The organism is Desulfopila inferna (assembly GCF_016919005.1).
GTDB lineage: Bacteria > Desulfobacterota > Desulfobulbia > Desulfobulbales > Desulfocapsaceae > Desulfopila_A > Desulfopila_A inferna.
In genome coordinates, this window is the sequence record NZ_JAFFQE010000002.1 from 699,587 (window position 1) to 712,847 (window position 13,261).

The 13,261-nt window shown below is 48.8% G+C and carries 12 protein-coding genes; 7 read left to right on the forward strand and 5 right to left on the reverse strand.

Annotated features, from left to right (window positions below):
* Positions 1 to 110 precede the first annotated feature (110 nt).
* The 4 genes from JWG88_RS07105 (at position 111) to JWG88_RS07120 (ending at position 4,790) form a co-directional block, all read left to right on the forward strand.
* Complete coding sequence (locus tag JWG88_RS07105) at positions 111 to 1,109, forward strand: hypothetical protein (protein WP_205233008.1); 999 nt, start codon at positions 111 to 113, stop codon at positions 1,107 to 1,109.
* 79 nt (positions 1,110 to 1,188) lie between these two features.
* On the forward strand, positions 1,189 to 2,709 hold the full coding sequence (locus JWG88_RS07110; protein WP_240194304.1) for a PAS domain-containing sensor histidine kinase: 1,521 nt from the start codon (positions 1,189 to 1,191) through the stop codon (positions 2,707 to 2,709).
* Positions 2,710 to 2,975: 266 nt separating this feature from the next.
* Entirely contained in the window at positions 2,976 to 4,439 is a 1,464-nt protein-coding gene (locus tag JWG88_RS07115) for an ATP-binding response regulator (RefSeq protein ID WP_205233010.1), read from the forward strand.
* 150 nt (positions 4,440 to 4,589) lie between these two features.
* Positions 4,590 to 4,790: a helix-turn-helix domain-containing protein gene (locus tag JWG88_RS07120; RefSeq protein ID WP_205233011.1), complete on the forward strand. Its 201-nt coding sequence runs from the start codon at positions 4,590 to 4,592 to the stop codon at positions 4,788 to 4,790.
* A 180-nt stretch (positions 4,791 to 4,970) separates the two neighbouring features.
* Here JWG88_RS07120 and JWG88_RS07125 read toward each other — a convergent pair whose 3' ends face one another.
* The 4 genes from JWG88_RS07125 to JWG88_RS07140 are packed head-to-tail and all read right to left on the reverse strand — an operon-like array spanning position 4,971 to position 7,906.
* Positions 4,971 to 5,426 (reverse strand): Fur family transcriptional regulator, encoded by a 456-nt coding sequence (locus JWG88_RS07125; protein ID WP_205233012.1) that lies wholly within the window; start codon positions 5,424 to 5,426, stop codon positions 4,971 to 4,973.
* Positions 5,427 to 5,428: 2 nt separating this feature from the next.
* A complete protein-coding gene (locus JWG88_RS07130; RefSeq protein ID WP_205233013.1) occupies positions 5,429 to 6,292 on the reverse strand; it encodes a metal ABC transporter permease in 864 nt (287 codons plus the stop codon).
* Complete coding sequence (locus JWG88_RS07135) at positions 6,285 to 7,070, reverse strand: metal ABC transporter ATP-binding protein (protein ID WP_205233014.1); 786 nt, start codon at positions 7,068 to 7,070, stop codon at positions 6,285 to 6,287. Before JWG88_RS07135 ends, JWG88_RS07130 begins: the two co-directional genes overlap by 8 nt.
* A gap of 8 nt (positions 7,071 to 7,078) precedes the next feature.
* A complete protein-coding gene (locus JWG88_RS07140; protein ID WP_240194305.1) occupies positions 7,079 to 7,906 on the reverse strand; it encodes a metal ABC transporter solute-binding protein, Zn/Mn family in 828 nt (275 codons plus the stop codon).
* A gap of 493 nt (positions 7,907 to 8,399) precedes the next feature.
* On the opposite strand from JWG88_RS07140, the gene JWG88_RS07145 reads away from it, so the two are divergent.
* Genes JWG88_RS07145 through JWG88_RS07155 form a run of 3 tightly spaced genes read left to right on the forward strand, consistent with a single transcriptional unit; the run spans position 8,400 to position 11,391 of the window.
* Positions 8,400 to 10,790, forward strand: a complete 2,391-nt coding sequence (locus tag JWG88_RS07145) for an intermembrane phospholipid transport protein YdbH family protein (RefSeq protein WP_205233016.1) — start codon at positions 8,400 to 8,402, stop codon at positions 10,788 to 10,790.
* A gap of 2 nt (positions 10,791 to 10,792) precedes the next feature.
* Positions 10,793 to 10,990: a YnbE family lipoprotein gene (locus JWG88_RS07150; RefSeq protein ID WP_240194306.1), complete on the forward strand. Its 198-nt coding sequence runs from the start codon at positions 10,793 to 10,795 to the stop codon at positions 10,988 to 10,990.
* Positions 10,991 to 11,019: 29 nt separating this feature from the next.
* Entirely contained in the window at positions 11,020 to 11,391 is a 372-nt protein-coding gene (locus JWG88_RS07155) for a YdbL family probable chaperone protein (protein WP_205233017.1), read from the forward strand.
* Positions 11,392 to 11,600: 209 nt separating this feature from the next.
* Here the strand turns inward: JWG88_RS07155 and JWG88_RS07160 are convergent, their stop codons facing one another.
* The gene (locus JWG88_RS07160; protein WP_205233018.1) at positions 11,601 to 13,022 is read right to left on the reverse strand and encodes a mannose-1-phosphate guanylyltransferase/mannose-6-phosphate isomerase; all 1,422 of its coding nucleotides are present in this window, start codon (positions 13,020 to 13,022) and stop codon (positions 11,601 to 11,603) included.
* Positions 13,023 to 13,261 lie beyond the last annotated feature (239 nt).

The following is a 13,261-nucleotide window of genomic DNA, read 5'->3' on the forward strand; positions in this document are numbered from 1 at the left end:
GTATGGGACATTCCGGGAACGGCAGTTCCCGGACAGTCCCATGAGTTTCGCATGGAAAGACCGGCAATGGTGCGGGCTTCCAGGCCTTCATCATTCCTGAGGGGCATGACATGGTTGATACAGTCGGAATTGGCGGTATCAAACTGAGCGGCAAACTGATTCAGGTTGATTTTCTGGAGCGGAAAACTCCTGGTGAGAAACTTATTCGATTTCTGCGCAGGATCGCCTCAGCCAAGATCAGCATTCCGCATCTGCATCAGGGAGAAGCCGGCAAAGCAATGCAGACCACTATCTGTATTGGTGCCGAGGATTTTCAAGGGTTGCAGGCCGATACCGATGCGGAGACGCCGGAGGGATGGAGCAGAATTCTGCCGTCGGTCGGCACCATTTCCCTGTTTCCCCACGGTCACGATCTGTCTCTCTGTTCACGAGCTATTTCTGCACTGGCACAAAAAAACATCCCTCTTTACGGAATAAGCTCATCCGTATCCACGCTTGTCATTCACACCGACTATTCCCTGCTGGACAGTGCGGCGGAAGCATTGCTGACAGTTTGCAGGCTCCCGAAAAATCATACGCCTCTTCGCCCTGTAGTCCTCCTCGATGGTGAAGCCGTGGAAACCGTAGCGGTGTATTGGGAACCGAAAATACGCATCTACGGCATGGAGATTATTAAGGACTTGATCTCTGTGCAGCTTGACTGCCCGGCGGCTGTCTTGCAAGGTGATTGCCGGCATGAGTTCAGGGCATTGAAGGGAAAATTCCGTCAGGTGGCTTTACAGACAGGTCCGCAGGATAGAGTGACATGCGTTTTTCTGGTTGAGCCCGGAGGCAGAGACCAAATCTGCGCGGGACTGGAAAAAATAGCGGAATGCCAACCGGGATCACATCTGGCGGTCGGTGTTGGCAGGGAACTCATCTCTTTTCATGGACCGCACTTCCATGATCGCTACGGCATTGCCGGACTGACCTTCTCGACATTGATGAAAAACGGTATTACTGCATTGGCTTCAGGGTGTACCGGGACCAGTGTTCACCTGGTCGTGGCCGCAGGCATGAGTGAGCATGTCGAGAAATGCCTGAAGGAAATCTGTATCATCCCTCAATAGCCGAATACTGAAAAAATATTATCGGGCAGAGAGGCAAGGGAGATTTATTGAAGAATTACTCTTTACATAACGGATGATCATGACCCAAAAGGAAACTGAACTGGACTGGCGGCTGCGGGTTTTTGACTCGCTGTCCTATCCCACCAGAATTCTCAAACCCGATGGCACCATCATAGCCGTCAATCAAAGGTTCATTGAGATTATCGATGGCAGCACTGAAGAAATCATCGGAAAAAAGTGCAACGACATCAATCGGATCCATGCACCCGATCAGCAGTTCCCCAGTGGTGAAGACTGCCCACTGTATAAGGCGGTTAAATATAAAACAGGACAATCGGTTGTATTTAATATTGTTGACCGCAACGGCAAACAGAAATGGGAGGATCGCGTATTTTCACCGATTTTGGGTGATAATGGAGAGGTCAGGTATGTCATAGAGAGCGTTCGCGATATAACCCGCGTGAAGATTCTGGAAAAGATGTACAACGGCATGCGCCAGCTTATCGACAATGTCGTGCAGAGCTCGGTTTCAGCGATAATGGCCGCCGATCGTCAGGGCAATATCATTTTAATGAATGCGGCGGCGGAGAAGCTCTTCGGTTATACCGCACAGGAGGCCAATGAGGTCAACATTGAAGACTTCTATCCCAGGGGAGTGGCGCGGGAGATCATGCGGAAGCTCCGTGATCCCGATATCGGCGAAAAGGGAAAGCTGCCGGTCACCAATGTCCATATTCTTACCCGCAATGGTCAAGAGATTCCTGTGGAAATGACCGCTGCGATCATTTATGAGGACGGCAAGGAATCGGCGACGGCGGCAATTTTCAATGATTTGCGGGAAAGACTGGCGGTTGAGAAGCAGTTAAAGGAAGCGCAGAGTCAGGTTATCCAGACTGAGAAAATGGCCTCGCTTGGTCGCCTGGCTGCGGGTGTTGCCCATGAAATCAACAACCCACTCACCTCCATTCTGCTCTACAGCAACATTATGCAGGAAAAAATGACAGGTGAAAATTCAGTACGGAAAAACCTGGATTATATTATAGAGGATGCAGAGCGCTGCCGGGATATTGTTAAGAACCTGCTGGCCTATAGCCGGCAGACAAACCCCAAAAAGGAAGTATTTCTCATCAATGCCCTGGTTAATGAAAGTCTAGGCTTGATCCGCGATCAGAAACTCTTTCTGCATGTCAAGGTGATCAAGGATCTCGCTGATTACCCGATCTATATAGATGCCGACAGGAATCAGTTGTGCCAGGTGGTTATTAACCTGATCATGAACGCAATAGATGCAATGGCAGGGAATGGTCTGCTCACTATCAGGACATACGGGGTGCCGCGAACTGGCAAGGCCTACCTTGAGGTCTGTGATACCGGCTGCGGTATCCCGGAAGAAAACCTCTCCAAAGTTTTTGATCCTTTTTTTACAACAAAAGCTCCGGGCAAGGGCACCGGTTTGGGACTGAGCATGGCCTATGGAATACTTGAGGAGAACAAGGGGCGTATTTCTGTGAAGGAGACGGGTCCAGCGGGAACCACAATTATGATGCAGTTGCCGGCGCTTGCCGACTGTGAAGGCCTGCTTTTTGATTCGATAGGTTAGTTAGTGCCTGTCCATAAAATGGCACTTTCTGAGTCTATGTTTAACTGCCCTAACTCTCGGAGTCTCATTGCTTCGCTTACCGGTTGCTCTCAAAAATTTTATCCTCGGAGGTAAGTGTGATTCCGATATCAGGTATGCCTGTGGTTAAATCATCGAACGCCTGGATTCAGAACAGCTAAGCGTAGACTTCGGATAGCGTGGGCTTCGAAATTGCTCATCTGGACAGACACTAGTTAATATCAGTGGGGGACGAACAGGAGAAAAAAATGGAAGGAGAGATGGAAAAACCACGAATTCTTGTTGTCGATGACGAGGAGAGGATTCGCGATGCATGTAAAATGGTTCTCGAAGATGAGGGTTACGTGGTGGAAACGGCCGACAATGGGACTCTCGGCATGCAGATGATAGAGGCTGAGCATTATGATGTGGTTCTCCTCGATCTTATGATGCCGGTCATATCTGGCCTTGATGTGCTGCCCAGGCTGACGGAGCAGCATCCCGACACTGCGGTCATTGTAATTACAGGTTATGCAACGGTCGAACATTCAATAGAGGCAATGAAAAAAGGAGCTTTCGATTTTATTCCCAAGCCTTTTTCTCCTGACCAACTGCGGGCTGTTGTGGCCAAATCGATCAAATATACCCGGGCTCTTCAGGACATCAGTGATTCCAGGTCGCGCCTCCGGGCTATGGTGAATCGCCTGCTCGACGGAGTAATGACCACTGATGCCGACAAGAAAATTGTTCTCGCCAATCCCGCTTTTCTCGATTTGATCGGGTTCACCGGAAATCAGGTGCAGGGAAAAACGGTCGAGGAGGTCATTGACAATGAGGAGATTCTCCAGATTATCGGCGAGGCATTGGCCATGCCGGTGGATGCCATTGCCGGATCATATAAAGAGATTTCGCTGATCTCCGGGGAAAAAGATACCACCAGAGTGGTGGGTGCCAATTGCGCGCCGTTTCGCAGCAGGACCGGGCAAATTCAGGGGATGACAATCGTTTTACATGATATTACCGCAGTAAAGGAGATGGACAGAATGAAGTCGGATTTCGTTTCCATGGTCTCTCATGAGATCAGAAGTCCGATGAATTCCCTTCTTGCCCAGATAAAGGTAATTCTTGATGGACTAGCCGGTGATGTAACCGAGAAGCAGCGACAGATATTGGAAAGGGCCTCGGGTAAGGTCAATAATCTGGTGAACCTGGTCTCCGAACTGCTTGATCTTGCCAAAATCGAAGCGGGAATAGTGGGTGGGCAACAGGAAGAAATTCAACTCAGAGAATTGCTTCAGGATCAAATAGATTTCCACAGACCGGCGGCGGAACAGAAGGATATCCGGCTTCAGCTTGAAATTGAAGAGGAAATTCCGGCGATTGAGGCAGACAAGCAGAGCATGGAGGAGGTTATGACCAACCTGATAACCAACGCCATTAAATATTCGCCGGCAAAGAGTGAAGTTATCGTTACAGCGGGAAAGGAGGGCGAATTTGCTTCAATAAAGGTACGTGATACCGGTTACGGAATCCCCGAGGAGGATCTGGCGGAAATATTTACACGGTTTTATAGGGTGAAAGATAAAAATACCAGAGAGATTCATGGGACCGGGTTGGGACTTGCCATTGTAAAATCTATCGTGGATGCTCATCAGGGCTCCATTGGTGTCGAGAGTAAACTCAATCAGGGCACGACATTTACCGTCCTTCTGCCGCCAAAGGGAAATGCATAAAGGGGGTTTGCCGGAACATTATCAGGTGCTACAACGTGGCATAATGACTGGCCAGTGATTATACTACTGACTGTGACAGCGCTTTCTTTTTGAAAGCCGGCGGTGCGGGCTGGAGGAGAAAGAAAAAAACGTGTAGACAAAGAGTTTTTTATGCAGAAAATAATACCTGTTATTCCGGAATTACCGGATTTAGTCAGTGTACCTCAGGCTGCAAAATATCTGGGGGTGGGACGCAAGGTGGTATATCAGCTGTTGGAGTATGGCGAACTAAGAGCCATCCGGCAGCAGGGAAAGATCTGGATTGATCCCTGCAGTCTCAAGGAATTTCATGATCAGGGAAGAATGGTCTGATCTCACTTCCAAAAAGTAATATAAACAGGGTAAAGCTACACATTCCGAAATGGCTTTACCCTGTCAACTTTCACGCTGTTTCTCAGAACGGGGATGTCATTGGCGGATATGTGACCGACAAACGCTACTCCTGCGACCGGGCTTTTTACACAGGGGGCCGGTTTATTGGAATTTGGCTTGTTATGTTAATTCCTTGAGGGATATTTCCTGGCGTAGACAATTCTTGCAGATCCCGTCGACCCGGACTTCGACCCGGTCAATTTCACCGGAGAAACTTTTCTTTAGCTTTTCCAGGTCAACTGCCATGCTCTCCGGCTGGAGGCAATCGAGCCGACCACAGCGCGTGCAGTAAAAATGAGGGTGCGGAGCGTGGTTTTCGTTTGGCCCCATACCGTAATGGGCCGCCCGGCTTCCTGTACTTATCCTTTCCAGGATATTATTTTCCACAAAAAGATCCAGAATTCTATAAACAGTCACCCGGTTTATTCGGTGAAATTCCTGTATGGCGTTGAAAATTGCGACGGCACTGAGAGGATGGCCGTTGTTGCCGATAACCTCAAGGAGCCGACGCCGTTTGGAAGTCGGTTCAAGTCCGGCGGATTCGATTATCCGGGTATAATCGCAGCGGCTGCACATAGCTATTTGTTCACTCTTTTGACTTCCTCTTCATGGCTTCGTATCATACTTCTCTTCCTTCCCAAAAGGATGACCCTGTCGGTGAGGAGAGAGAGAAAGAAGGCAATGCCTGCCAGAAAGATAATAACAGCACCCGACGTCAAATCGAAGGCATAGGAGGCCCATAGACCGCCGATAGTGAAGATCAAGGCCAGGCAGCAGGAGAGCATCATCATCTGGAAAAGCGATCTGGTATATTTTTCGGCAATATAGGGTGGAATCGTCAGCAGGGCGATTACCAGAATGAGGCCGACTACCTGGACCACCATCACCACAGTAATCGCGACAATGCCGATGAGCAGAAAGTACAGGCCCCTGACCGGTACTCCGCGAACCATGGCAAATTCTTCATCATAGGACATTACCAGGAGATCCTGGAAATAATAGGCAATCAACAGGAGAATGAGGCCGCCGATGATAGACATGGTGAGCAGATCCGAGAAAGGCACACTGAGAATGCTGCCGAAAAGATAACTCATTAAATCGACATTATATCCGGGTGTCATATCCAGGAGAAGGATGCCTGTAGCCATACCTACGGCCCAGATAACGCCGATAATGGTATCGGAACGCTGTTTCGACTTGATAGTCACAGCGGCCATGAACATGGCGGCAAGGAAAGAAAAGCCAACGGCCCCGAGCATATAGGGGATGCCGAGGTAAAACGACAGTCCTATGCCGCCATAGGCGCTGTGGGCCACTCCGCCGGAGAGAAAGACCAGTCTATTGACGACGATAAGAGTGCCGATAACCCCGCAGATGACACTTGCCAGCACACCTGCCATAAGGGCATTGCGCATAAACTCGAAATGAAGTGCCTCAATCATTGATGCCTCCTGACTTTTCCTGCTGCATGGCAATTTTCTGAGAGACGGCTTCCACGGGGCAGGATTCGTCCACGGAACAGGAATAAAAAGCGCTGAGCAGTTCGCTGGATGTTTCAAAGCTCCGGTGATAATGCAGTCTTTTATTGACGCAGGCTATCGATTTGGCATAGGAAGAGATGGTCAACAGGTCATGGCTTGCCATAAAAATTGTTAACCGACGGTTGAGAGAGCTGAGAAGTTCATAAAAATCCGCCTGTCCTTTCGTATCTATACTGGCTGTCGGTTCGTCCAGCACCAGGAGGTCCGGTTTGGTAACCAGGGCGCGGGCGATGAGAATGCGCTGTCGCTGTCCTCCGGAGAGATCGGTAATCTTGGCATCGGCAAGAGTAGAGATGCCCATCTGCTCGAGGGCATCCAGCGCATCTTCCCGATCGCTTGGAGAATGCCTGAAAAATAATCTTCTCTTGGGAGTATGCAGGCCCATCAGCACGATATCCAAAGCAGTGGCGGGAAAGCTGAGATTATGATCGATCTGCTGTGGAACATAGCCGATTGTAGTCCGGCCGGATCCCAACGGCCTGCCGCTGAGTTTTATTGAACCCCATGAAGGCTTTAAAAGTCCAAGGATCAGCTTGAGCAAGGTGGTTTTTCCGCCGCCGTTTGGACCGATCACGGCAACAAAATCCCGTTCGAAAACCGTAAGGTTGATGTTATGGAGCACCTCTGTGCCGCTGTAGGAAAAACAGAGGTCGTCAATTTCTATAATCGGAGCAGCCATGGTCTTTCCTATTGAACAGCCACTGAAAATGTGTGGGCGGCTTTTTTCATATTGGCAACCCAGTTTTCCGCCAGGGGATCGACTACTCTGACTTCGCCGTCTATCTCCCTGGCAATGATCGAGGCGCTTTTTTGTGAGAACTGCTGCTGGGCAAAAACCACTTTGATTTCATGCTCTCTTGCGTATTCTATCAATTCTGCCAGCTGCGCAGGTTTAGGGGTTTTGCCCTCGATTTCTATGGCAATCTGCTCAAGCCCGTACTCCCGGGCAAAGTATCCCCAAGAAGGATGGAAGACCATAAAACGTTTGCCGCGGTGCTCCTTGAGGAGATCCTGCAGCTCGTGATGCAGCGCCTCCAGCTCCGCTGTAAATCGTGTATAGTTGGTCTGAAAAAGTGAGGATTTGTCGGGAAAAAGATCAACCAGGGCTGAGTAAATAATTGCTGCCTGTTTTTTCACCAGGGTTGGAGATAGCCAGATATGCGGATCTTGTGCCTTTCGTGCAAGGTTGTGGCGTTGCTTATGTTCACCTCCGGTGTCGTCCTCGTGCTTGTGAGAGGTATCCATGGCGATCTTATCTATGCCTTCATCGGTATGGATAATCTTTATGGCAGGGTTGGTGCCGCTGATTTTATCCAGCCAGACGTTTTCAAAAGGAACGCCGATGGCGAAATAGGCACTACTGGAAGCGAGCATTACCATCTGTGACGGTTTTGGTTCATAGGTCGCGGGATTTGCTCCGGGTTGAACCATAACCTGAACATCCACCGTATCTCCGCCGATCTGCTCCACAAAGAATTTCTGGGGAAGAATAGAGACAAACACCTGATCAGGCATTGTTTCTGCCGCTCCTGATGTTGCTGGAAATATGACGAATAAACATGAGATTATAGATAACCAAATGGTTGTCATCACAGTCTGCCCCGAAGATGGAATGAGATCGCTAATGTCGTGCAACTAAATTGCATTGATCAATATTACTATGCAACTATATTGCATTTACCTGCATTGGCAAGAAAAAATATGGTGAAATCATGATCCTGCTGATATGCTGGGAATAGCTGAGCCGTAATTTTTGATGGACTCGTAAAAAGCTCGATCTACGTCGTTGTAGATCTGAAATGGCGAGTTGCCGTACCACATGTACTGCCAACTTGCCATTCCAGATATTACTTCTAGTATATCAAGCTTTCTCGAAGTCGGAGTTTATGCCCGTACGGGTGCTTATCGCAGAGTCCATCCAGGCACCTTCAATGACTTTTTACAAAATTATCAATTTTTACGAATCTATCAGAGATTATGCACTAATGCACAGCAAGTGAGTATAGACATGCCCAGGAAAGGCCTCTTTATCGCCGGTATCATAGCTTTTATTCTGCTTATCGGCGCCGTTGTTTTTCTGCTCCTGCCAACCATCGCCAATCAGTTTCTCCTTTCCGCGACAGCCGGGAAAATACCCTTCTCTCAACATGAACTGCGTCTCTTAAGGGTCTCACCCTGGCATCTGGAAGGCACGATTTTTCTGGGTGAAAAGGATAAACCAGGTATCGTGGTACCCCGTTTTTCTCTGCATTATGCTCCAGAAGATCTTCTCAAAAAAGAGATTCGATCGCTGCATATCGAATCTGCCGTCATTCATCTGGAACAAAGAGAAGGGCGGCTTACCGTGCGCGGCCTGCAGAAGCGAGTTCCAGCCAAGGAGGAGCGGACTCCCATGGATATGCAGTCATTGCCGCTTGGCGTCGATGAAATCATCCTGAGAAACGGTGCCATTGTTTACCATAAAGAGAAATCCGATGTCTCTCTTCTTGGAGTTGACGGGGGAATATCTCTGCAATATCGGACTGGATCAGACGGTGAAAAGGAACTGCAGTCTCTCAAATGCAGCCTGCAAACCAGCGGTGCTTTGCCGGCCGGTCTTGAAGCCGCCGTACAATCGACGACGACGGGATACGAGATATCCTTCGATATGAGTATTACCGATATAGCCGATGCTGTTGAATTTGTGCCCGAAGCCGGGATAAACGAAATTGACGGGCAACTGAAACTGAGCGGCACTCTGCAGGCGGGCAAAACAGGTGGCATATCGCGGTATACCGGTGCTGCCGAACTTGAAGGGTTCCGATTGAACGGCATCGGCTTCATCCTGGAAAATGAAGAAGCTCAATCACCAGTCGTCCTTCAGCTTCAAGGAGATACCGCAAAGGTTCAATATCGGTTGGACGGGTTGATTTTCAGCGACCCTGAACAAAGTACTGTTGAACTTAGCGGAACCTATGGCTTTGAGGATGGAGAAGCGGAAGGCACAGTTACTCTGGTACCACAAAGAACCGGAACGCCGCTCATGATGGATTATCAGGGTACACTTTTGGCGACAACTGCATTGATGAAGTATCGTTTATACGGTGAACCGGTCACTTTCGGGAAGACCCTGAACATCAAGGGGTATAGTGCGGAGGGTGATGTCAGCATTCAGGGACAAACCATCTTGGGCAATATGACTATGCACGTAGATGAAATAACCGTAGAGGAACATGATCTTGCCTTGATTAATCTTAACCTGGATTTTCCCTTTAGTTATCCTCAAACCGTAAATGGTGCAGCAGTGTCCGGAAATGGTTCGATAGAGACGATTCGTTACCAGGGAGTTGACAGCGGCAGGCTGCAGGCATCCATTACCCCCTCTGCAGAGAAGTTATATCTGGATACTCTGCTGACTTCACCGCTGCATAATGAGCTGGAAATTTCCTGCAGCGGCTCTGTAAATATGGAATTAGAGACAATGCTCTCCTGCAGTCTGCCGGAAGTTGAAATATCATCTTCTGCATTGCCTGCATATATAACTCTTCCCCAATCTGTCTCCTTTACCGGGAAAATTGCCGGTGAGCTTGACCTGAAAATGCGTGATTTCCGCCCTTCCGGCAGTATGCAGCTGCAATATAGTGAGGGAAATGCGACATTCAACGAGCATACACTGTCGAATATTTCTGCAGGTCTCGAGTTTCCCGAACTGCCCAGGATTCGCAGCAGCGCCAGCCAGCTTATTACCATCGGTTCCATTGACCTTGGTGAGATCAGCATGTCGGATGCGCAGATATATCTACGAATTGATGATCCGCAAACACTCTTTGTCGAACGCTTGCGGGTGAAATGGAGCAAGGGAAGAGTAGAGGCTGCAGGATTTAAGGTTTATCAGGATATGGAACAGCTTGAAACCACATTCTACTGTGATAGACTGGGGTTAACCGAACTGCTGAATCAGTTCGGTATTGGAGATGCCGAGGGTGAAGGCTCCCTCAATGGCAGACTGCCGGTTATCATCAGCAGGGACGGCTTGGTCTTCGATGATGGATTTCTGTTTTCCACTCCCGGGAAGAGTGGTATAGTACGATTCAGGAATACGGAGCAGTTGCGCCAGGGAATGGAGGCTATGGAAAGATCTCCTTATCTGGAGTATACCATGGACGCCCTGCAGAACTTCTCCTATAACTGGACCAAGCTGACCTTTAATACAGAGCAGGAGATGTTGCTGCTTTCTCTGCAGCTTGACGGTAAACCGTCGGAGCCTCTCCCCTATGGCTTCATAGATGGTCAAATCGCGAGTACTGCTGAAGGCTCCGGAATTCAATATCCTCTCAGGGTCGATTTGAATTTTAGTCTGCCGTTGAGCGAGTTGTTTCGCTACGGGAAAAATATTCAATCCTTTATGGAGAATATGTGAAAATGAAATGTTTATTAGCACCGGCTCTGTTCTGCGGTCTGCTCGCGATGATTCTTAGCTCCGCAGCCTGCACCAGACATAATGTGCAAGTCGAACCTATTGAGGTAAAGCCGATTCATATCACCATAGATGTCAACGTCAGGGTAGATAGGGCTCTTGATGATTTCTTCAGTGATCTGGATGAAGTCAAGGCAGAATAATGTCACAACAATACCATAGAGGTGCTGCAATGAACCTTACCCGTAACTCATTTATCCTTCTTGTTTTTACCTGTATATTTCTGATCCTACCGGTTGCCGTACATTCAGCCTCGGTCAAAGAACGAATGGCGGCACGGATTCCTGCTATAGATGCTTTAAAAGATCAGGGGGTTATAGGGGAAAACAATGCGGGTTTCCTTGAATATCGCACGGCGGAAAAACCGCAGCAGGAACTTATTGCCGCTGAAAATGCAGATAGAGATCTCGTTTACAAGGCGATAGGCGATAGTCAGAAAGCTCCCGCTAACCTGGTAGGCCAGCGACGCGCCAAAATGATCGCTGAAAAGGGATCGCCCGGGCACTGGTTTCAAAGACCCGATGGAGAATGGTACAAAAAATAAAGACGGCACCATAAAAAAGCCCAATCACCGGCGTCATAGCCATGCTGACTTTTTAGGAGAGTATCTTAAGGGATGCCCCATAAAGTGTCTGCGATGTTGCCGAGGTGGACTCGGGAAAAAATTCTTTCGATGAAAGCCCTTGCATTGTCGTGCAAGGGCTTTTTTAAGTTAAATAAAGATCTGTTAAAATGAAGGTCTCGATTTTTCAGCTATACCCGGCCGTACACATCTCCAAACCTGATGATATCGTCTTCGCCAAGATAAGACCCTGATTGAACCTCAATCAGCTCCAACGGAATTTTTCCCGGATTCTCGAGAGAATGGGTGGTGCCCAGCGGAATGTAGATTGATTGGTTTTCCGTGAGCAGAATTGTGTCGTCTCCTTTTTCAATTCTGGCTGTACCGCTGACAACAACCCAGTGCTCCGCTCTGTGGTGGTGCATCTGCTGAGAAAGCTTCGCTCCCGGCTTGACCGTGATACGTTTCACTTGATAGCGATCTCCGGTATCAACTGAATCATATTTCCCCCAGGGCCGATAAACTTCCCGGTGGTTATAATGCTCTGTCCTCCCCTGTTTCTTCAGGGTTTCGACAATCTCCTTTACATTTTGAACCTTGTCTTTGGTGGCCACAAGAACGGCATCCGGGGTGTTGACAACAACAATATCTTCAAGACCGACAGCAGCAACAAGTTTACCGGTGGTGTTTATATAACAGTTGCGAACTTCATTGAGGAGGATGTCTCCTTTCAGAACATTGTTGTTCTCATCTTTTTCAGCGATATCCCAGAGTGCCGACCAGCTGCCGATATCATTCCATTGAACGTTAAGAGGCACAACATAGGCATCTCTGGTCTTTTCCATTACGGCATAATCGATGGAATCACTGGGGCAGTCTTCAAATTGAGCTCTATCGACACGATAAAACTCAAGATCTTTCGATGTGTGCTTCATGGCAGCCCTGCAGGCCCGTAAAATTTCGGGACTGTGAATTTCCAATTCTTCGAGGTAGCGCCTGGCCTTGAACATGAACATACCGCTGTTCCAGAAGTAGTCTCCGCTGTCGAGGTAGAGCCGGGCCGTTTCCAGATCCGGTTTTTCCACGAATTCGTCGACCGGATAGGCGGGCTCATCGGCGCTGTTCAAAGTTGATGTAAGCCCCTTTGCCCGAATATAACCGTAACCGGTTTCCGCCTCGGTGGGGACGATGCCGAAAGTAACCAGTTTATCCATCTCTGCGATTTTCAAAGCCTCGACTACTGTTTTCTGGAAGGCAGGAACGTCCTTGATGACATGATCCGCAGCCATGATCAGAAGAACGGGATCTTCTTCCTGGCTTAATGCTTCAATGGCGGCCAGGGCCGCCGCCGGGGCCGTGCTCCGTCCAACTGGCTCGAGAATAAGGGGTCCTGCTTTTTCGCCGATCAGGCGAAGCTGTTCCGCTACAATAAAGCGATGCTCTTCATTGCTTATGACGATCGCAGGAGAGCAGTTCATTCCATGAAGCCGCTTGAGCGTGTTCTGCAGCAGGGATTCTTCGCCTTCCAGGGCCATAAATTGCTTTGGATATAACATGCGGCTCAAGGGCCAGAGCCGGCTTCCAGTGCCACCTGCCATTATTACCGGAATCATAGGTTTCTCCGTTAGTTTTTTTTATTGGCTCAATTGTGCATAAAAGCGATCGGGTCAAAAATATGTACTATTATATTGCTGATATCTCGTTAAGAGTTATCGAAGGCGCCGAGTTGAAATCTGCGACAAGCACCCGTATGGGCATAAACTCCGACGTCGAGAAAGCTCGATAGGCGTAGGATCTCTAATGGCGATTAGGCGGTCTACAATGACGCAGATCGAACTTTTTTTGAGTCCAT

What these genes read in the sequence shown, in the direction of transcription:
- JWG88_RS07105 (WP_205233008.1), top strand. Translation starts at nt 111, where the DNA reads ATGGTTGATACAGTCGGAATTGGCGGTATCAAACTGAGCGGCAAACTG.
- JWG88_RS07110 (WP_240194304.1), top strand. Translation starts at nt 1,189, where the DNA reads ATGACCCAAAAGGAAACTGAACTGGACTGGCGGCTGCGGGTTTTTGAC.
- JWG88_RS07115 (WP_205233010.1), top strand. Translation starts at nt 2,976, where the DNA reads ATGGAAGGAGAGATGGAAAAACCACGAATTCTTGTTGTCGATGACGAG.
- JWG88_RS07120 (WP_205233011.1), top strand. Translation starts at nt 4,590, where the DNA reads ATGCAGAAAATAATACCTGTTATTCCGGAATTACCGGATTTAGTCAGT.
- JWG88_RS07125 (WP_205233012.1), bottom strand. Translation starts at nt 5,426, where the DNA reads ATGTGCAGCCGCTGCGATTATACCCGGATAATCGAATCCGCCGGACTT.
- JWG88_RS07130 (WP_205233013.1), bottom strand. Translation starts at nt 6,292, where the DNA reads ATGATTGAGGCACTTCATTTCGAGTTTATGCGCAATGCCCTTATGGCA.
- JWG88_RS07135 (WP_205233014.1), bottom strand. Translation starts at nt 7,070, where the DNA reads ATGGCTGCTCCGATTATAGAAATTGACGACCTCTGTTTTTCCTACAGC.
- JWG88_RS07140 (WP_240194305.1), bottom strand. Translation starts at nt 7,906, where the DNA reads ATGCCTGATCAGGTGTTTGTCTCTATTCTTCCCCAGAAATTCTTTGTG.
- JWG88_RS07145 (WP_205233016.1), top strand. Translation starts at nt 8,400, where the DNA reads ATGCCCAGGAAAGGCCTCTTTATCGCCGGTATCATAGCTTTTATTCTG.
- JWG88_RS07150 (WP_240194306.1), top strand. Translation starts at nt 10,793, where the DNA reads ATGAAATGTTTATTAGCACCGGCTCTGTTCTGCGGTCTGCTCGCGATG.
- JWG88_RS07155 (WP_205233017.1), top strand. Translation starts at nt 11,020, where the DNA reads ATGAACCTTACCCGTAACTCATTTATCCTTCTTGTTTTTACCTGTATA.
- JWG88_RS07160 (WP_205233018.1), bottom strand. Translation starts at nt 13,022, where the DNA reads ATGATTCCGGTAATAATGGCAGGTGGCACTGGAAGCCGGCTCTGGCCC.